This is a genomic window from Nocardioides sp. YIM 152588, from assembly GCF_040191335.1.
Taxonomy (GTDB): Bacteria; Actinomycetota; Actinomycetes; order Propionibacteriales; family Nocardioidaceae; genus Nocardioides.
In genome coordinates this window covers 143110-162520 of record NZ_JBEGDJ010000004.1, presented here as the reverse complement: position 1 = coordinate 162520, position 19411 = coordinate 143110, and the positions used below count along the sequence as shown (strand labels likewise).

At 73.7% G+C, this 19411-nt stretch carries 17 protein-coding genes; 10 read left to right on the top strand and 7 right to left on the bottom strand.

All coding sequences use genetic code 11. The features are described from left to right. Positions 1-719 (bottom strand): YdeI/OmpD-associated family protein (locus tag ABLM29_RS04290; protein ID WP_349712611.1); only part of this gene is annotated, 719 nt, incomplete at its 3' end. After that, complete coding sequence (locus ABLM29_RS04285; RefSeq protein ID WP_349712610.1) at positions 716-1330, bottom strand: TetR/AcrR family transcriptional regulator; 615 nt, start codon at positions 1328-1330, stop codon at positions 716-718. The genes ABLM29_RS04290 and ABLM29_RS04285, both read right to left, overlap by 4 nt. Before the next feature lie 82 nt (positions 1331-1412). On the opposite strand from ABLM29_RS04285, the gene ABLM29_RS04280 reads away from it, so the two are divergent. Continuing rightward, on the top strand, positions 1413-2330 hold the full coding sequence (locus ABLM29_RS04280) for a homocysteine S-methyltransferase family protein (RefSeq protein WP_349712609.1): 918 nt from the start codon (positions 1413-1415) through the stop codon (positions 2328-2330). An 89-nt stretch (positions 2331-2419) separates the two neighbouring features. Here the strand turns inward: ABLM29_RS04280 and ABLM29_RS04275 are convergent, their stop codons facing one another. Further along, positions 2420-2902, bottom strand: coding sequence for an NUDIX domain-containing protein (locus ABLM29_RS04275; protein WP_349712607.1), 483 nt, complete (start codon positions 2900-2902; stop codon positions 2420-2422). Between the two features lie 91 nt (positions 2903-2993). Here ABLM29_RS04275 and miaA point away from each other — a divergent pair, with 91 nt between their 5' ends. Genes miaA through dapF form a run of 4 tightly spaced genes read left to right on the top strand, consistent with a single transcriptional unit; the run spans position 2994 to position 6080 of the window. Continuing rightward, on the top strand, positions 2994-3926 hold the full coding sequence (miaA, locus tag ABLM29_RS04270) for a tRNA (adenosine(37)-N6)-dimethylallyltransferase MiaA (RefSeq protein ID WP_349712606.1): 933 nt from the start codon (positions 2994-2996) through the stop codon (positions 3924-3926). A gap of 17 nt (positions 3927-3943) precedes the next feature. Then, the gene (locus ABLM29_RS04265) at positions 3944-4504 is read left to right on the top strand and encodes a dihydrofolate reductase family protein (protein ID WP_349712604.1); all 561 of its coding nucleotides are present in this window, start codon (positions 3944-3946) and stop codon (positions 4502-4504) included. Between the two features lie 36 nt (positions 4505-4540). After that, positions 4541-5176: a pyridoxamine 5'-phosphate oxidase family protein gene (locus ABLM29_RS04260; RefSeq protein ID WP_349712603.1), complete on the top strand. Its 636-nt coding sequence runs from the start codon at positions 4541-4543 to the stop codon at positions 5174-5176. Further along, positions 5163-6080 carry a diaminopimelate epimerase gene (gene dapF / locus ABLM29_RS04255; protein ID WP_349712602.1) on the top strand — a complete coding sequence of 306 codons (918 nt, stop codon included), beginning with the start codon at positions 5163-5165 and terminating at the stop codon, positions 6078-6080. The genes ABLM29_RS04260 and dapF overlap by 14 nt, the downstream gene beginning before the upstream one ends. Before the next feature lie 227 nt (positions 6081-6307). Here the strand turns inward: dapF and ABLM29_RS04250 are convergent, their stop codons facing one another. Then, complete coding sequence (locus ABLM29_RS04250; protein ID WP_349712600.1) at positions 6308-7240, bottom strand: DUF4349 domain-containing protein; 933 nt, start codon at positions 7238-7240, stop codon at positions 6308-6310. Between the two features lie 93 nt (positions 7241-7333). Here ABLM29_RS04250 and ABLM29_RS04245 point away from each other — a divergent pair, with 93 nt between their 5' ends. From ABLM29_RS04245 to ABLM29_RS04235, 3 genes are all read left to right on the top strand, one after another. Further along, entirely contained in the window at positions 7334-8110 is a 777-nt protein-coding gene (locus tag ABLM29_RS04245) for an SDR family NAD(P)-dependent oxidoreductase (protein WP_349712599.1), read from the top strand. An 87-nt stretch (positions 8111-8197) separates the two neighbouring features. Continuing rightward, complete coding sequence (locus ABLM29_RS04240) at positions 8198-9811, top strand: substrate-binding domain-containing protein (RefSeq protein WP_349712598.1); 1614 nt, start codon at positions 8198-8200, stop codon at positions 9809-9811. 165 nt (positions 9812-9976) lie between these two features. Next, the gene (locus ABLM29_RS04235) at positions 9977-11590 is read left to right on the top strand and encodes an alkaline phosphatase D family protein (RefSeq protein WP_349712597.1); all 1614 of its coding nucleotides are present in this window, start codon (positions 9977-9979) and stop codon (positions 11588-11590) included. Positions 11591-11732: 142 nt separating this feature from the next. On the opposite strand, the gene ABLM29_RS04230 is transcribed toward ABLM29_RS04235, so the two are convergent. Then, entirely contained in the window at positions 11733-13016 is a 1284-nt protein-coding gene (locus ABLM29_RS04230) for an MFS transporter (protein WP_349712596.1), read from the bottom strand. A gap of 81 nt (positions 13017-13097) precedes the next feature. Between ABLM29_RS04230 and hflX the strand changes: the two genes are divergently transcribed. Next, positions 13098-14600, top strand: coding sequence for a GTPase HflX (gene hflX / locus ABLM29_RS04225; RefSeq protein ID WP_349712595.1), 1503 nt, complete (start codon positions 13098-13100; stop codon positions 14598-14600). A gap of 85 nt (positions 14601-14685) precedes the next feature. Next, positions 14686-16698, top strand: coding sequence for an ATP-dependent DNA helicase (locus tag ABLM29_RS04220; protein ID WP_349712594.1), 2013 nt, complete (start codon positions 14686-14688; stop codon positions 16696-16698). A gap of 64 nt (positions 16699-16762) precedes the next feature. Here ABLM29_RS04220 and ABLM29_RS04215 read toward each other — a convergent pair whose 3' ends face one another. Continuing rightward, on the bottom strand, positions 16763-18460 hold the full coding sequence (locus tag ABLM29_RS04215; protein ID WP_349712593.1) for an MXAN_6640 family putative metalloprotease: 1698 nt from the start codon (positions 18458-18460) through the stop codon (positions 16763-16765). A 155-nt stretch (positions 18461-18615) separates the two neighbouring features. Continuing rightward, a complete protein-coding gene (gene lexA, locus ABLM29_RS04210) occupies positions 18616-19347 on the bottom strand; it encodes a transcriptional repressor LexA (RefSeq protein WP_349712592.1) in 732 nt (243 codons plus the stop codon). Between the last annotated feature and the right edge of the window lie 64 nt (positions 19348-19411).

Sequence of the window (19411 nt, the reverse complement as noted above, 5' to 3'; positions counted from 1 at the left end):
GCGGCGCAAGGCGGGCCGTGAGGAGTCGGCGGTCGAGGAGACCGGGACCACCGGCGCCGCGGATCCGGCGACGAGCGAGGACGGCGCGGGCGACGCGACCGGCGACGCCACTCCCGAGGGTGGCCCCTTCGACATCGACGACGTCGACCCCGCCGACCCCCGCGCAGCTTGCGGACCTCCCGCTCGACGGCGCGCACCCGCGCCTCGTCGTCCCGCGCCCGCAGCACGGGCAGCATGACGCCGTACTGGTCGCTGCGGCCGAGCGCGTCGAAGGCGGCGGCCGCCGCGGGGTCGGCGTCGAGGGCGGCGCGCAGGTCGTCGGGGACGGTCGCGGTCGCCTGGCGCTCGTAGGCCGCGTCCCACCGGCCGTCCGCCCGTGCGGCCTCCACCTGGGCGAGCCCGGCCGGACGCATCCGGCCGTCGGCGGTGAGCGCGACGACCTTCTCGACGTTGATCTGCGACCAGGTGCTGCGCCGCCGTCGCGGGCAGTAGCGCTGGATGAACGAGACCTCGTCGAGGCCGCGCCGCATGCCGTCGATCCAGCCGAAGCAGAGCGCGCCCTCGAGCGCCTCCGGGAACGTGACGGTGGTCAGGCCCGAGTTCTTCTTGCCGATCCGCAGCCATGCCTCGTCGGCGGTGGCGTGGTGGCGCTCCAGCCAGTCCTCCCACGCGGCGGCGTCGGGCAGGTCGAGGATCTCGGTGGGGCGCGCGGGACTCATCCCTCGGTCACCCCGAGGTGCGAGGCGAGCAGGCGCCGCAGCACGCCGAGCTGGGCCCGCATGTGGGCCGGGACGCCGGTCGAGCGGCAGAGCAGGAACGCGCCCTCGAAGGTGACGAAGATGTGGTCGGCCAGCGCGTCGACGTCCTCCAGGTCCAGGCCGCCGGCGGTCGAGGCCTCGGCGAGCAGCTCCGCGATCTCCTTGCGCCAGGCGGTGACGGCGTTGTTGATCAGGTCCCCGGTGCCGGCGTCGGTGAGCTGCCGCTCGGTCAGCACCGCGACGTAGAGGCAGCTGCTCTGCGCCGACATGATCTCGTCGCCCAGGTCCTCGAAGTAGCGGACGAACGCCACCACGCGCGCCGCCGGGTCGGCGACGTCGGCGGTCGCGTCGAGGGCGGCGTGCAGGTTCGCGATGTCGGCGGTGACGTACCGCTCGGTGAGCGCGCGGGCCAGGTCCAGCTTGGAGTCGAAGTGGTGGAAGAAGGCGCCCTTGGAGGTGCCGGCGGCGCGCAGCACGTGGTCCAGGGACGTGGCCGCGTAGCCGTTCTCGATCACCAGGCCTTCGGCGGCGTCGAGGATCCGTTCGCGGTTCAGGCTTCCATCTCGTGGCACAAAACATCTTGTACCAGACCGCATGGTCTGATACAAACAGACCAGACAGTCTGTTACCTACCTCACACTCTCGGAGCAATCCATGTCCCAGCACGACCTCTCCTGGCTCGCCGCCCACCGCTACGTCAGCGACGGCGGCCTCGAGACCGACCTGATCTTCAACCACGGCGTCGACCTCCCCGAGTTCGCCTCGTTCCCGCTCGTGGAGGACCCGGACGGGCGCCGACTGCTGCACGACTACTACGACGGCTACGCCGCCGTCGCCCGCAAGGCCGGCGTCGGCATGACCCTGGAGTCGCCGACCTGGCGCGCCAACCCCGACTGGGGCGCCCGGGTCGGGTACGACGCCGCCGGGCTCGCCCGCGCCAACGCCGCCGCCATCGACTTCCTCCGCGGGCTGCGCGAGGAGTACGCCGACCTCGACGACGTCCGCATCATCGGCGCCGTCGGCCCGCGCGGCGACGGCTACGTGGCCGGCGACAAGGCCGACCCCGACGAGGCCGCCGACTACCACCGCGCCCAGGTCGCCGCCATGGCCGAGGCCGGTGCCGACGTGGTCGCCTCCTACACCTTCACCGGCCCCGAGGAGGGCATCGGGCTCACCCGCGCGGCCCGCCAGGTCGGCGTACCGGTGCTGGTCGGGTTCACCGTCGAGACCGACGGCCGCCTCCCCGACGGCACCACGCTGCGTTCGGCGATCGAGCAGGTCGACGCCGCCGACGCCCCCGACGGGTTCATCGTCAACTGCGCCCACCCCACCCACATCGCGCCGGGCCTGGACGGGGAGGGGGACTGGCTCGCGCGGATCGTGCAGGTCAACCCGAACGCCTCGACGATGAGCCACGAGGAGCTGGACGCCGCCGAGGAGCTCGACGCGGGCGACCTCGGCCTGCTCGCCAGCTCGTACGACGCGCTGCGGCCCTCGCTGCCGAACCTGGCGGTCGTGGGCGGTTGCTGCGGCACCGACGCGCGGCACGTCGCGGCGCTGTGGGGCGTCTGACCGCGTCGATCGTCGTCACATCCAGAATGGCCCCGAAAATGCGAGAAAAGGGGCCAATCGGGATGTGACGACGCGGCTCGGCAGCACCCTCAGAAGCCGAAGTGCGAGAGCGGCGCCATGCTGTGGTCGCGGATGCCGCGCAGCACCGCCGCCTCGTGCGGCACCACCGGGTCCGGCAGCGCGGAGAGCGGCCACCACCGCAGGTCGGCGCTCTTGTCGGGCTCGACGATGTGCGGGTCGCCGATCCAGGACCGCGCCACGAAGAAGAAGTCGACGCGCTCGTCGATCGCCAGGTCGCGACCGGTGCGCTGCATCGCGGTGACGAACTCCAGCGCCAGGTCGTGGACGCCGATCTCCTCCGCGGCCTCCCGCGCGGCGGCCGCCTCGGCGGTCTCCCCGGCCTCGATGTGGCCGGCCGCGGCGGCGGCCCAGTGGCCGTCCATGTAGCCGGTGCCCTGCCGCAGCTGCAGCAGCACCTCGGGCCCGTGCACGCAGTCCCGGAGCAGGAAGACGTACGCCGCCGGCACGATCGCGAACCGCACCTTGCCGGTCGCGGGGTCGGTCACGCTCATCGGTCCTCCTGGCTCTGAACGGGGCTGGCGGCGGGGTGGAACAGCCTACGGCGACTGGGCGGGCGGGCCGTCGGCCGGGGAGACTGGGCCCATGCAGTCGAGCCAGCCGCGTCGCCCCCCGATCGTCGCGATCGTCGGGCCGACCGCCAGCGGCAAGACCGCGCTCTCCCTCGACCTCGCCGAGCGCCTCGGCGGGGAGATCGTCAACACCGACGCCATGCAGGTCTACCGCGGCATGGACGTCGGCACGGCGAAGCTGCCCGTCGCGGAGCGTCGCGGCATCCCGCACCACCTGCTCGACACCCTCGAGGTGCGCGACCCCGCGACGGTCGCTGAGTTCCAGCGGTGGGCCCGCGCGGAGATCGCCGCGCTGCGCGACCGCGGCCGCACCCCGGTGCTCGTCGGCGGGTCCGCGCTCTACACCCGCGCGATCCTCGACCGGTTCGAGTTCCCCGGCACCGACCCCGCGGTGCGCGCCCGGCTGGAGGGGGAGCTGGCCGCGGTCGGGAGCCCCGCGCTGCACCGCCGGCTCGCCGAAGCCGACCCCGCCGCCGCCGAGCGGATCGAGGTGGAGAACGGCCGCCGCGTCGTCCGCGCGCTGGAGGTCATCGAGATCACCGGCCGGCCGTTCAGCGCCTCGCTGCCGGTGCTGGAGTACGTCGACCCCGCGACCGTCCAGGTCGGCGTGGCGATCGACCGCGACGTACTGGAGGAGCGGATCCGGCTGCGCGTGGACCTCATGTTCGAGCAGGGGCTCGTCGCCGAGGTCGAGCGGCTCCTCGAGCACGGGCTGGCGGAGAGCCGCACCGCGGCGGCGGCGATCGGCTACCGGCAGGTCATGGACCACCTCGCCGGCGAGATCGACCTCGCCGAGGCCAAGGAGCGGACCGTGATCGCGACCCGGAAGTTCGCGCGCCGGCAGATGGCGTGGTGGAAGAACGACCCGCGCATCCACTGGGTCGGGTACGACGACCCCGACCGCCTCGAGAGCGCGCTCGCGCTGGTCGGCTCGGTGTCGGCGTAGCGGTCTACGTTGGCCCCATGAGTCGCGTCGTCTTCTACACCGCCACCACGCTCGACGGCTTCCTCGCCGACCCGGACGACTCCCTGGACTGGCTGATGCGCCAGGAGCAGGACCACCAGGGCGCGCTGAACTACGAGGAGTTCATCGCCGAGGTGGGGGCGATCGTGATGGGCTCGACGACGTACGAGTGGGTGCGCGAGGAGCTCGCCCGGGTCGGCGAGGCGTGGCCCTACGCGATGCCCGCCTGGGTGATGACCTCGCGTGACCTGCCCGGGATCGACGGCGCCGACGTCCGGTTCGCCCGCGGGTCGGTGCGCGAGGTCCACGACGCGATGCGCGAGGTTGCCGGCGGCAAGGACCTGTGGGTGGTCGGCGGAGGCGACCTGGCCGGCCAGTTCGCCGACGCGGGGCTGCTGGACGAGCTGATCACCTACATCGCGCCGGTGGCGCTCGGTGCCGGCCGGCCCCTGCTGCCCCGACGCCTGGACCTCGAGCTGCTGGAGGCGACGCGGAACAAGGCGTTCATCGCGGCGCGCTACCGGGTGGTCGGCCCGCTGGCTGAGGACCGCCCGGCCTGAGCCGGCCGCCCCGCCCGGGCCCGTACCCTTGTCCGCGTGAGCGACTGGACCGAGATCACCGACGCGGCGGCGCTCGTCGAGGTCCTCGGCGAGCCGAACGAGCGCGCCCGCGCCAAGGAGCGGACGGCCCTGACCGGTATCGACCGGGCCTGGCTGGCCGCCTCGCCGTTCTGCCTGCTCTCGACCGCGGCCGCCGACGGCACCTGCGACGTCTCGCCGAAGGGGGACCCGGCCGGCGGGCTGGTTCACGTCCTGGACGAGACCACGATCGCGATCGCCGAGCGCCCCGGCAACCGGCGGGCCGACGGCTATCGGAACATCCTGACCAACCCGCACGTCGGGCTGATCTTCCTGATCCCGGGACGCGGCGACACGCTCCGCGTCAACGGCCGGGCGCGGCTGGCCAGCGACGCCCCGTTCTTCGACGAGCTCGTGGTCAAGGGTCACCGGCCCCAGCTCGCGGTGGTGGTGGAGATCGAGCAGGTCTTCTTCCACTGCTCCAAGGCGTTCCTGCGGTCGCGGCTGTGGGAGCCGGAGGCGTGGGACCCCGACGGCGGCGTGCCGAGGCGCGCGGTGATCGCCGCCGAGCTGGAGCCGTCGGGCAGGACGGTCGCCGAGCTGGACGAGTACTACGGACCCGGATATGCGGAGGGCCTCTATGCGCAGTGCTGATCCCGCCACCGAGGGCGGCTACCCGTTCCTCAAGGGGCACGGCACCGAGAACGACTTCGTCCTGCTGCCGGACCCCGACGGCACCGTCCACGGCGAGCTCGCCGGGGACCGGGTGCGAGCGCTCTGCGACCGCCGCGCCGGCATCGGCGGCGACGGCGTGCTGCGGGTGATCCGCACGGCCGCGCTGCAGGACCTCTGCGGGGTGGGGCGCGGCCAGGACGCCGAGTGGTTCATGGACTACCGCAACAGCGACGGCTCGGTCTCCGAGATGTGCGGCAACGGGGTGCGGGTCTTCGGCCGGTACCTGGCGCTCGCCGGCCTCGTCGACCCCGCCGGGCCGGTGCCGGTCGGCACCCGCGACGGGGTCAAGGTGCTCACCTTCGCCGGGGGCGCGGCTGACGGCGCGATCACCGTCGACATGGGCACGCCGAAGGTGCTCGGCGAGACCGTGGTCTCGATCGGCGAGCGGTCCTGGCCCGCGGTGCACGTCGACATGGGCAACCCGCACGCCGTCGCCTTCCTCGGCACGGAGGGCGAGGGCGCCGACCTGGCCGAGGTCGGGCCGCTGCTCGACGCCCCGGTGCACGACCCCGAGGTCTACCCGCACGGGGTGAACGTGGAGTTCGTCGTACGCCGCGGGCCGGCCCACGTCGCGATGCGGGTCCACGAGCGCGGCTCCGGCGAGACCCGCTCCTGCGGCACCGGCGCCTGCGCCGTGGCGGCCGCCACCGCCCTGGCCGACGCCGGCGCCGGCGGTGCTGGCGGTGCTGGCGGGGACGGCCGCGAGGTGGACTACCGCGTCGACCTCCCGGGCGGCACGCTGGTCATCCGCTGGACCGCCGACGACCGGATCCTGATGACCGGCCCGGCGCTCCTCGTCGCCACCGGCACCACCACCCTCTAGCGAGCCGAACCGGGGCTCGGGGCGCGCCGAACCGGCAGTCGGGGCGAGCCGAACCGGGGCTCAGGGCACGCCGAACCGGCAGTCGGGCCGCGCCGAACCGGCAGTCGGGCCGCGCGCTGCCCTGAGCCCCGGTTCGGGCTGCCCTGAGCCCCGGTTCGGGCTGCCGGGAGCCCCGGTTCGGGCTGCCGGGAGCCCCGGTTCGGGCTGCCTCAAGCCCCGGTTCGCGGTCAGGGGGTGGCGGGGCGGCGGCGCGAGCGGGAGCGCCAGACGAGCCAGGCCGGCACCCCCACCAGGAGCAGTACGACGGCGAAGGGCAGCGCCCACCCGGTCACCGTCGCCACACCGGTGGCGAACGCGACCAGCGCGTGCCAGCCGTCCTTCAGACCGCCCAGGAAGCCGCCCGCGTCGTCGACCGGCGCCTCGTCGGAGGACCGCTCGACGGTCAGGGTGATGGTCGACATCGAGGTCTGGTCGGCGAGGTAGGCCTGCTGCTGCTCGAGGGAGTCGAGGTGGGCCTGTCGGCGGGTCAGCTCCGACTCGATCCGGACGATGTCGCGGATGCTGGTGGCGCGGTCCAGCAGCTCCTCGATCCGCTGCAGGCTGCGGCGCTGGGCCCGGATCCGGACGCGGACGTCGATCACCTGGGTGGTCACGTCCTCGGTGCTGGTGCTGGAGCGGACCAGGTCCGCGACCTCCTGGAGCTCGGCGAACGCGTCCTCGAAGCTCCCGGCCGGCACCCGGATCACCATCCGCACCGACCGGACCTCGCCCTCCTTGTCGGTGCGGGTGTCCTGGTCGGTCACCTGGCCCCGGTACTCGTCGACGACCTGCTGGGCGTCGAAGCCCGCCTGGTCGACGTCCTCGCTCGTCAGCGCCACGTTCCCGGTCGCGATGATCGCCTTCTCGGTGACCTCGCCGGAGCCGTCGTCGCCCGACTCCTCCTGCGTCGCGAATGCGCCGTCGATGGCGGCCCGGTCCATCGCGTCGGCGTCGCCGAGGTCCTCGGCCATTCCCATCTCGCCGGCCATCTCGTCACCGTCCGGAGCGATCGCCGGCTCGGGGGCCGACGACATGTCCATGGTGTCCTCGCCACCGGCGCAGGCGCCCAGGGCGAGGAGCGGCACGAGCAGCAGCGGGGCGACGTTCCGGAGCGCGATCATGGTGGATGGACGGCCGCTGCTCGGGATCGGTTCCCGGACGAGTTCTCCGGACAGGTGTTCGGATGTGACCTGCGACTCGCTACCCTCACGCGCATGGAACTCACCGGATCCTCCGCTATCGTCACCGGCGGCGCCTCGGGAATCGGCGCCGCAGCCGCCCGCCAGCTCGCCGCGAAGGGCGCCACCGTGGTGGTCGCTGACCTGCAGGCAGACAAGGGCGAGGCCCTCGCCGCCGAGATCAACGGCGTCTTCGCCCAGGTCGACGTGACGAACACCGAGCAGATCGCCGCCGCGGTCAAGGCGGCCGCCGAGATCGCGCCGCTGCGCGCCGTGGTCAACTCCGCCGGAATCGGTTGGGCGCAGCGCACGATCGGCCGCGACGGCACGGTCGAGTCCGCGCACTCGCTGGAGGCCTTCACCAAGGTGATCGCGATCAACCTGATCGGCACCTTCGACGTGGTCCGCCAGGCCGCCACCGCGATGAGTCTCAACGAGCCCGACGAGGACGGCTGCCGCGGCGCCATCGTCAACCTCGCCTCCGTGGCGGCCTTCGACGGCCAGATCGGCCAGGCGTCGTACTCGGCGTCCAAGGGCGGCGTGGTCGGCATGACCCTCCCGGTGGCGCGCGACCTCGCGGCCGCCGGCATCCGCCTCAACACCGTCGCCCCGGGCCTGATCGACACCCCGATCTACGGCGAGGGCGAGCAGGCCGAGGCGTTCAAGGCGAAGCTGGGCGAGAGCGTCCTCTTCCCCAAGCGGCTCGGATCCGGCGCGGAGCTGGCCAGCATGGTCGTGGAGTGCCTGACCAACTCCTACATGAACGGGGAGGTCATCCGGGTCGACGGCGGTATCCGGATGCCCCCGAAGTAGCAGCGGCGAAGAGCCCGCAGGGAAGCGGGCCCCACCCCGCCCTCCCGCGTCCGCGGTGAGGCGGGGAACTGACAGGGAGGAGACAGCGTGGAGCGCGACGACGTGGCGCGGCACCGGAAGGTGCGCGAGCGGAGGTCGGTCGGTCCCGTGGCGCTGACCGCGATGGTGCTGGTCGCCGGGGTCGGCGGCGCGGGTGCGATGTGGCTGATCGGCGGCGACGAGGACGGCGTGGGCGGGGCCAACGCCGCCACCGTGTCCTGCTCGGGGCCGAGCATCACCGTGGCCGCCGCGCCCGAGATCGCGCCCACGCTGCGTGACGTCGTCGTCGCGGAGGGGTGCTCCCAGATCGCCGTCGAGGAGGCCGCCCCGGCGCTGGTCAGCGCTCAGGTCGCCGCGGGCAAGGACGTTCCGGACGTGTGGATCCCGGACTCCTCCAGCTGGGTGGCCCGCGCCGCCGGCTCCGCGCCCACCGCGCCCGAGCCGCTGGTGGAGTCCCTGGCGATCTCTCCGGTCGTGCTGGTCTCCGGCGCGGGGAAGCCGCCCACGACCTGGCTCGCCGCCCTCGCCTCCGACGACCTCGTCCCCGGTGACCCGCTGACCTCCGCGACGGCCTCGGTGCCGCTGGTCGCGGGCGCGGCCGAGGCCACCCGCGACGGCGTCGACCTGGCGCCCACGCTGGTCCCGCTCGCCCAGTCGCAGGTGGACGAGCGGCGCGACGCCCCCGACGACGTCGGCCGGTTGGACGAGCTGGCCAACGACGGGGTCGGCGTCACCGCCGTCAGCGAGCAGGCCTACCTGGCCGCCGCACCGGACCTGAAGGCATCGGTGCCGAAGTCCGGCACGGTGGTGCTCGACTACCCGGTGCTGCTCACCACGGCCGAGGAGCGCCGCGGCGACATCGACGAGACCACGCAGGCGCTGATGCGGATCCTCGGCGATGCCTCGGTGCACGACGCGCTCACCGCCGCCGGCTTCCGGTCGCCGGACGGCTCCGCCGTGGAGGGCGGCGTCGGCGCGTTCTCGGTGCTCAAGACCAACGCCAAGCAGGTCCGCGCCGTCCTCCAGACGTGGGGCACCCTGGTGCTGCCCACGCGGGCGCTCTCCGTGGTCGACGTCTCCGGCTCGATGGACTTCGAGGCCGCCGGCGGGCAGACCCGGATCCAGCTGCTGACCGCGGCGACCACGCAGGGCCTCACCCTGTTCCCCGACGCGGCCGCGATCGGCCTCTGGGCGTTCTCGGAGCGGCTCGACGGCGACACCGACTACCGCGAGCTGGTGCCGATCCGCGCGCTGGGCTCCCGGGTCGGAGGCCAGACGCAGCGCGCCGCGATCCAGGCCGGTACGGCGTCGCTGGCGAGCCTGACGGGCGGCGGCACCGGCCTGTACGACACCACGCTGGCGGCGTACAAGACCGTCCTGGACGCCTACGACCCGAACGCGGCGAACGCGGTGATGCTCTTCACCGACGGCGCGAACGACGACCCCGGCAGCATCAGCCTCTCCCAGCTGCTCCAGCAGCTGCGCGACCTCGCCGACCCGACGCGGCCCGTGCGGATCATCGCGATCGGCATCTCCGGCGACGCCGACGAGAGCGCACTGCGCCAGATCGCACAGTCGACCGGCGGCCAGGCGTACGTCGCCGAGGACCCCGCCGACATCCCGACCGTGTTCCTGGAGGCGATGGGCGCCCGCACGGGCTGAGCGCGGGCTTCCACGTCACATGGATCCTGGTCGGGCTCCGGCGCCGAACCCGACCACGATCCATGTGACGGGCCGTCGGCACCCGCGCACTGCTCGGCCACTGTTCACCGCCGCGTCCCCCACGAATCCCGGTCCGGACTCCCGGAGCCGGTTCCGTGCGGGGACGTGGCGCTTCCGAGCATCGCGGGCGAACCCGCACCGGACCTGCACCTGGGCAGGCGGGCCACCATCGTCGCGGGCCTGTCCACCGGCGCCATCCCCGTCGCCGCGGCGCTGGCCCCCGGGCTGCTGGGCGGCGGCGGTGACCGGGTGGAGGCGGTCCGCACCGGCGAGGTGACCACCGACAGCGCGGTCGTCTGGGCGCGCGCGCCGGGCCCGGGCCGGATGGTCGTCCGGCTCGCCAGCGGCGGTCGGCGCAGCCTGGTGCGCGGGCCGGCCGCGACCGACGCCACCGACCTCACCGCCCGGGTGCACCTGCGCGGCCTGCGGCCGGGGCGCCGCTACGACCTGCTGGTCTGGTTCGAGAGCCCCGACGGCGAGCGCAGCCCCCGGCTGCCGGCGGCGTTCAGCACCGCGCCGATCCACGCCGCGCGGCAGTCGATCGTGTGGTCCGGCGACACCTGCGGCCAGGGCTGGGGGATCGACCGCTCCCGCGGCGGGCTGGCGACGTACTCGGCCATGCGGTCGCTGGAGCCGGACCTGTTCCTGCACCTGGGCGACACCATCTACGCCGACGAGCCGATGGACGAGACGGTCCGCATCGACGACGGGACGCTGTGGCGCAACGACCTCACCGAGGAGGTCACCCGGGTCGCCGAGACGCTCGCCGACTTCCGCGGCCGGCACCGCTACCCGCTGCGCGACGAGAACGTCCGCGCGTTCTACGCCGAGGTGCCGACGGTCGCGCTGTGGGACGACCACGAGACCTGCAACAACTGGTGGCCGGGCGAGATCGTCGACGACTCCCGCTACCGGGAGCGGCGGGCCGACGTGCTGGCGGTGCGGGGGCGGCGGGCGTGGCAGGAGTACCAGCCCGTCCCCGTACGGCGCCTGGTGCCGCCCGACGGCGACGGCTGGGTGGCCACGAGGCTCTACCGGCGGGTGCCGCGCGGGCAGCACCTCGACCTGTTCTGCCTCGACATGCGGTCGTGGCGCGGCCCGAACCCCGACACCGACCCGGCCGTCGTACGGGACCGCGTCGCCGCCGGCATCCTCGGACGCGAGCAGGAGGAGTGGCTGGTCGAGGCGCTGCGCGACTCTCGGGCGACGTGGAAGGTGATCTGCGCCGACATGCCGCTCTCCGCGCCGACCACGCGGGTGACGGACCTGGACACCTACGCCAACCGCGACGACGGCCGCCCGATGGGCCGGGAGCCTGAGCTGGCGCGGATCCTCTCGGCGATCCGGCGGCACCGGGTGCGCAACGTGGTCTGGCTGACCGCCGACGTGCACTACACGGCGGCGCACCGGTACTCCCCGGAGCAGGCCGCCTTCACCGACTTCGACCCGTTCTGGGAGTTCGTCTCGGGGCCGGTCGCCTCCTCGCCGTTCTGGACCAAGGACGACGAGCTGGACGGCACGTTCGGCCCGCGGGTCGTCTTCTCGCAGGGCGAGGTGATCAGGGGCAAGCTCGACACCGCGCCGCGGCCGGAGAACCAGTACTTCGGGCACCTGGACCTCGCGGGCTCCGGGGAGCTGACCGTGACGCTGTACGACGGCGCGGGCACCGCGCTGTGGCGGCGGACCCTGGAGCCGGAGCCCGTGCTGCCGGCGTACTGAGGCCGGTCGGGCCCGCCCGCTCGGGTGGCGGGTCGTGTGCCCGAGGCATCGCCATACCGGGGTGTGAGGCACACGAGCCGGCGCCGATCGTGGTCGTGTGCCCCAGGACCCGGAATGCGGGTGCGTCAGGCACACGACCCGCCTACGCCGCCCGCGCGAGCGCCTCCTCGATCGACCCGCCGCGCGCGATCGCCGCGCCGAACACCCCGATCAGCACGGCGAGCGCCGCCATCACCACCACCGGCGCCGTCCAGGACCCGGTGGCGTCGTGCAGCAGCCCGGCGCCGAAGGTGGCGGCGCTGGCGCCGAGGTACCCGACGCCCTGGGTGAGCGCGGAGAGCTGGGAGGTGCCCTGGGGCGTCCGGCTGTGCCGGGCGACCATCGCCAGGGACCAGGTGAACGCCCCGCCGCCGAAGCCGAGCAGCGCGGCCCACGCGACTCCGCCGAGCGCCAGCGGGGCGGCCAGGATGCCCGCCCAGCCCGCGATCGTGGCGGCGGCGAACAGGACGGGCAGCGCCGCCGAGCCGCGGGTCAGGCGGATCAGCGCCGGCAGCGCCAGCGTGACCGGGATGCCGACCCCGGTGATGATGCCGAGCAGCAGCCCGGCCCGGGAGGCCTCGGCCCCGGCTTCGGCGAGGATCGAGCCCCACCAGCCGAACTGCACGTAGGCCTGCCCCGCCTGGACCGCGAAGCAGGCGGCGAAGGCCCAGCCGAGCGGCGTGCGGGCCACCGCCGTCAGCGTGATCCCGGCAGCCTCCGGCGTGGAGCCGGCCACCGGCGGCACCGCCACCGGTGCGTCGCCGGCCCGGTCGGCCCGGTCGGCCCGCAGCGTCGGCAACCACAGCAGCGCCCCGAGGGCGGGCACGAGCGCCCAGGCGGCCAGCCCGACCCGCCACCCGCCGAGCGCCTCGCCCAGCGGCACGGTGGCCGTCGCGGCCAGGGTGGCGCCGCCGACGATGGTGGCGCCGTACAGGGAGCTCACGGTCGTCGCGCTGATCCGCGAGCCGGGGTGCCCGAAGTGCCGGTTGGCCAGCGGCGGCAGCACCACGTTCCCGACGGCGACCGCCGCCATCGCGACCACGGTCGCGACCAGGAAGACCGTGGGGCTGCCGGTGAGCGCGCGCCCGACGAGGCCGGCGGCGAGGACGGCGAGCAGCGCGACGGTGACCCGGTGCACGCCGTGCCTCAGCACGAGGCGCCCGGCGCCGAGCCCGACGACGGCGAAGCACAGAGGAGCCAGCGTCGTCAGCAGGCTGATCCCGGCCGCCGAGAAGCCCAGCTCGTCGCGGACGGTGGGCAGCAGGACGCTCAGGCTGCCGATGCCGGTGCGCAGCGAGAGCGCCAGCAGCAGCACGGCCAGCAGCACGGCCACCCCCGCGCCGGTACGACGGGTACGGGCCGGACCGGGCGCGGCGGGAGTGGGCACCCGGCGATTCTTCCGAGGCCTCCCCGGCGGCGGATAATCGGGAAGTAATCGGCATCGCCCGTGGTTACCCTTGACAGACTCATGACGAACGCACAGAACTTCTCCCTTCAGGCCGAGCTCGACGCCACCGAGGCGTGGGACGACAACGACGAGCTCGACCTCGCCGACATCGACTCCGACCTCGTGGACGACGGCTCGGGCACCGACCCCGAGGACGACCCCACCCTCGGGGCGATGGACCTCGCCGAGCGCCACCAGCTGCGCCGCGTCGCCGGCCTGCGCACCGAGCTCGAGGACATCACCGAGGTCGAGTACCGCCAGCTCCGCCTGGAGCGCGTGGTGCTCGTGGGCGTCTGGACCGAGGGCACCATCGAGGACGCCGAGAACTCGATGGCCGAGCTTGCCCTGCTCGCCGAGACCGCCGGCTCCGAGGTGCTCGAGGCGATCTACCAGCGCCGTCAGAACCCCGACCCGGCCACCTACGTCGGCCGCGGCAAGGTCGAGGCGATCCGCGAGATCGTGCAGGCCACCGGCGCCGACACCGTCATCTGCGACGGCGAGCTCGCCCCCTCCCAGCTGCGCAACCTGGAGGACCGGGTCAAGGTCAAGGTCGTCGACCGGACCGCGCTGATCCTCGACATCTTCGCCCAGCACGCGAAGTCCAAGGAGGGCAAGGCCCAGGTCGAGCTGGCGCAGCTCAACTACATGAAGCAGCGGCTGCGCGGTTGGGGTGGCAACCTCTCCCGGCAGGCCGGTGGCCGCGCGGCCGGCGGCGAGGGCATCGGTGGCCGCGGCCCCGGTGAGACCAAGATCGAGACCGACCGGCGTCGGATCAACGACCGGATCGCCAAGCTGCGCCGCGAGCTGAAGGCCCTGGAGGGCACCCGCGCCACGATGCGCCAGGAGCGGCGCCGCAACGAGGTGCCGTCGGTGGCGATCGCCGGCTACACCAACGCCGGCAAGTCCTCCCTGCTGAACCGCCTCACCGGCGCCGGCGTGCTGGTCGAGGACGCCCTGTTCGCGACGCTCGACCCGACCACCCGCCGTACGACGACCGCCGACGGCCGCGTCTACACGATGAGCGACACGGTCGGCTTCGTCCGGCACCTGCCGCACCAGCTGGTCGAGGCGTTCCGTTCGACGCTGGAGGAGGTCGCCGAGTCCGACCTGATCGTGCACGTGGTCGACGGCTCCCACCCCGACCCGGAGGGCCAGCTCTCCGCGGTGCGCGAGGTGCTCGCCGAGATCGGCGCCGGCGACCTGCCGGAGCTGGTCATGATCAACAAGATCGACGCCGCCGACCCGCTGACGGTCACCCGGCTGCTGCGCAACGAGCCGCACTCGGTCGCCGTCTCGGCCCACACCGGTGAGGGGATCGACGAGGCGATCAAGGCCGTCGAGGCCGACCTGCCCCGCCCCGGGGTGGCGTTCGACGCGCTGGTGCCCTACGCCCGCGGCGACCTGATCGACCGGATCCACAAGGACGGCGAGATCCGCAGCATGGAGCACACGGCCGACGGCACCCGCGTCGCCGGCCTGGCCACCGAGGCGCTGGCGAGCGACCTGGCGGCGTACGCCGTCTGAGGCCGGACCCGGCGCCGGCCGGGCGGGATCGTCGCCTGTGGAGCGTCGATGCGGCGCGGTCGGCCCCCACGGCTAGGGTTCTCGGGTGTCCGCCGAGCCCTCCGACAGCCGCGCCGCGAGCCCGGTCGCCGAGACCCTCTCCGCCGCCGTGGCCGCGCTCGGCGGTCAGCAGCGCGACGGCCAGGTCGCCATGGCCGAGGCGGTGGGCTCCGCGATGTCGGACCGGCGCCACCTGCTGGTCCAGGCCGGCACCGGCACCGGCAAGTCGCTCGGCTACCTGGTGCCCGCGCTGCTCCACGACGAGCGGGTCGTGGTGGCCACCGCGACCCTGGCGCTGCAGCACCAGCTCGTCGAGCGGGACCTGCCGCGGCTGATCGACGCCGTGGGCACCGCGCCCGGCGTGGACTCCTCGTTCGCCGTGCTGAAGGGCCGGTCCAACTACGCCTGCCTGCACCGGATCCGCGAGGGCGCCCCGGACGACCAGGGCGAGCTGATCCAGCTCCCCGAGGGGTCGATGGGCAAGAAGGTGCTCGAGCTGCGCGCCTGGGCCGAGGAGCAGGCCGAGGACGGCGGCTCGGGCGAGAAGGACACCGCCCCGCGGCACACCGAGAAGGAGTGGCGCCAGGTCAGCGTCACCCACCGCGAGTGCCTCAGCGCCGCCAAGTGCCCGTTCGGCGAGGAGTGCTTCGTCGAGCGCGCCCGGGAGAAGGCGCACCGCTCGCACCTGATCGTCACCAACCACTCGCTGCTGGCCATCGACGCCATCGAGGGCGTGCCGATGATCCCCGAGTACGACACCGTCGTGATCGACGAGGCCCACGAGCTCACCGCGCGGGTCACCCAGGCGGCCACCGACGAGCTCTGGGTCGCCGAGGTCGAGCGCACCGCCAAGCGCGCCATGCGGCACGCCGACGGCGACGCCCCCAACGACCTCGCGGACGCCGGGGACGCGCTGCGCGACGCGATGGCCGAGGCCTCGCCGGGACGCTTCGAGCGGGTGCCCGAGGACCTCGCGGACGCGCTGGTCCTGGTCCGCGACGCCGCGCGCGCCTGCGTCTCGGCCTTCCCGAAGCAGAAGGACGGCGAGGCCGACGCGGCGTTCACCCAGGCCAAGGGCGCCGTCCAGGAGCTGTTCGCGACGGCCGAGCGGATGGCGGCCGGCTCCGAGGCGGACGTGCTGTGGCTGACCGAGGGCACCGACCGGATGCCGCCGCGGCTGTGCGTCGCGCCCCTGCAGGTCTGGGGTCCGATGCGCGACAAGCTGCTCGCCGACAAGACCGTGGTGATGACGTCGGCGACGCTGATGCTCGGCGGCGACTTCTCCTCGGTCGCGACCGGCGTGGGGCTGAAGCCGACCGAGCGGGTCGAGGCCGGCGCGCCGGCGAAGCGCGCGCCCGAGGGCGTCGAGCCGTGGGTGGGCCTGGACGTCGGCAGCCCGTTCGACTACGGCCGCCAGGGCATCCTGTACGTCGCCCGCCACCTCCCGCCGCCGGGCCGTGACGGCCTGGCGAAGGCCCACCTGGACGAGATCGCGGAGCTCATCGACGCCGCGGACGGCCGCACGCTGGGCCTCTTCTCCAGCCGGCGCGCCGCCGAGACCGCGGCGGAGGAGATGCGCCGTCGGCTGCCGCACCTGACCACGCTCGCCCAGGGCGACGCGCAGCTGCCCGAGCTGGCCCGCCAGTTCGTCGACGACCCGCACACCTGCCTGTTCGGCACCCTGGGGCTGTGGCAGGGCCTCGACGTGCCGGGAGACACCTGCCAGCTGGTGATCATCGACCGGATCCCGTTCCCGCGGCCCGACGACCCGCTGATGAGCGCCCGGCAGCGCGCCGCCGACCGGGCGGGCGGCAACGGCTTCATGCAGGTCGCGGCGACGCACGCCGCGCTGCTGCTCGCCCAGGGCGCGGGCCGGCTGATCCGGACCCACGCCGACAAGGGCGTCGTCGCGGTGCTCGACCCGCGGCTGGCCACGGCGCGGTACGGCAGCTTCCTCAAGGCGAGCCTGCCGCCGATGTGGCCGACCACCGACCCGGCTGTGGTGCGCAAGGCGCTGGGGCGGCTCGCCGGCGCTGCGCCGGCCGAGCAGGCCGGCTGACCCCGAGCGCTGCCGGTGGTTGAGGTGCGAGCGGAGCGAGCCTCGAAACCACCCGCCCGGACCCTCAGCGGATCAGCGTGGCGCGCACCTTCTGCGGCGCCTTGTTGTCGCGGGGCTTGCCCTGGCACGTGTAGTTCCAGCCGCGCCCGAGGTCGCACCAGTAGCGGGTGCTGGCGTTCACCATGCTGACCTCGATCCACTTCACCTCGCCCTTGGTGAAGGGGAGCCGCTTCACCCGGCGGCCCTCGGAGTTGAGGGTCAGCCGCACCCGCTGGGGAGACTTGCCCGCGCGCTTGATGACGACCGCCGCGGAGCCGCCGATCGCGGGCGGGTTGCCCTTGACGACGAGCTTGAGCCGGCGCTGTCCCTTCGAGGCGGGCTTGAACCGCAGGGTCCGGGCGGCGAGGTGGTTGAGCTTGAAGGTGGTCGCGCTCTTCGGGTGGGCCGCGGTCGGCTTGATGCGCTTGTACAGCGGTGCCACCGGGTAGTACTTCTGCGCCCCCTCGTCGCTGTAGCTGGCGCGGGCGCGCCGGTTGGCGACCACGAAGTCGGTGAACACCTCGGTCATGTCGGTGCCGCGGGCCTCCAGGGCCTTGCGGATCGCCTGGACCGAGTAGCGCGACTTCGCGCCGGCACCGCTGTGCGCCATGGACTCCCAGAGCTCGCGGAGCAGGACGGGCATGCCTCCGTGCTGGGCGGGGAACCGGTCCGTGAGGTACTGGAAGAAGATCCAGGCCCCGTACGCGTAGGAGCCGTTGAAGGTGTCCAGCGGGGTCTGGGGGTGCCGGATCGGCCCGTACGGCAGGTAGGCGATGTTGTCGTTGACGTCGTCGTAGAGCTGGTCCTCGGCCCAGGTGGCGGTCGCCTCCAGGATCCAGGAGTCCTCGTCGACGTCGTAGCCGTACTGGACCGCGTGGAAGTACTCGTGGGCGGCGGTCACCTGGAGGTTCTCCAGCGGCGTACGACGGTTGAAGATGGCGTCGGTGTAGTTGTTGTCGAGGACGCAGTAGGCCCACGTGCGCAGGTGCAGGTCGCCGTAGGGGTCGCCGTCGATCACGTCGGGGTCGTCGGTGGTGCAGTAGCCGTACAGCGCCAGGGTGGCGGACACCAGCTGAGCGAGGTAGATGTCGGGCAGGTCGGCCTCGGTGGCGGTCATGCCGTCCGCGCCGCGCCCGTCGTCGCTGAGCACCGGCCGGTAGCCGGCGCCGGTGTAGGCGCCCGCCACGTGGTCCATCTCGCGCAGCACCGTGTCGACGTAGTCGGGGATGCCGTTGACCTCGCCCGAGAAGTTGCCGCCCGGGCCGTCGTCCTCGGCCGGCACCCTGTCCGCCGTGGTGGTGACCCAGTGCACGCAGACCTGGTCGCTGCACTCGTAGTACTGCGTGGCGGAGGCGTCGTAGCAGGCGTACTCGTGGTCGCACGTCGCGGGCCCGGTGGTGTCGGTGGGCCGGGCGAGCAGGCGTTGCGCCTGCTCGCGTTCGGCGGCCGGCAGCGCGGCGGCCTGGGCGGCCAGGTCGTGCAGCGCGATCGTGAGCTCGGCCGGCTCGTCCTCGGGCCCCTCGCCGTCGCCGTCCAGGATCTCCTGCACGGTCTCGAGCGCCTCCAGGGCGTGCTCCTGCGCCTGCTCCGCGGCCTGCTCGGGCAGGGTCGGCGCGACCGGTGCGGTGGGATCCGCCGTCGCTGCGGGGCCGACCGGGGCGAAGGCCAGGGTCCCGCTGAGGGCGAGGATCAGTCCGCCGAGGGCGGTTCGTCGGAGGCGCACGCGGGTGCTCGCATTTCGAAGGGGGGAGCGGATGGACGGGCTCGACCCTATGCCTCGACCCCGGGTGACGAGCAACGGCACCGCCATCCCCGCCCCGGTTCTCGGGGTGTCGTGGGGAGGGCGGTGCCGTCCGGGCGTGCTGTGGGGCCGAGGGGTCAGACGCGTCGGAGGACCGCGGTGACCTTGCCGAGGATCGTCGCGTCGGTGCCGTCGATCGGCTCGAACGCGGGGTTGTGCGGCAGCAGCCAGACCTTGCCGTCCTTGCGCTGGAACGTCTTGACCGTGGCCTCGCCGTCGATCATGGCGGCGACGATCTCGCCGTTCTCGGCGGTGCTCTGCTGCCGGATGACGACGTAGTCGCCGTTGCAGATCGCGGCCTCGATCATCGACTCACCGCTGACCTCGAGCAGGAACAGCTGGCCGTCGCCGACGAGCTGACGGGGGAGCGGGAAGACGTCCTCGACCCGCTCCTCGGCGAGGATCGGGCCGCCGGCCGCGATGCGGCCGACCACGGGCACGTTCGTCGCGGTCGGGGCGACGTCGCCGATCCCGGTCTCGTCCACCGGGCTCCCCTCGGTGCTGGAGATGGAGCGGCGCGCGGCCATCACCTCCGGGAGGAAGACCTCGATCGCGCGGGGGCGGTTGGGGTCGCGCTTGAGGTAGCCCTTCTCCTCCAGCACGCGCAGCTGGTGGGCGACGCTGGAGGTGCTGGTCAGGCCCACCGACGAGCCGATCTCGCGCATGCTCGGCGGGTAGCCGCGCTGCTCGATGGAGTCCTTGATGGTGGCGAGGATCCGCTGCTGCCGTGGGGTGAGGCCGGTGGCGTCGGGTGGGCCGTCCGGGAACTCGCGGACCGCGCCCCTGCCGCCCGTTCTCTTGTCGGTCATCGGGTCCTCCTCGGAACCTGCTGGCCTGCGCTGGCAGTGCTGCGCGGTGCCGTACGTCGTGGGC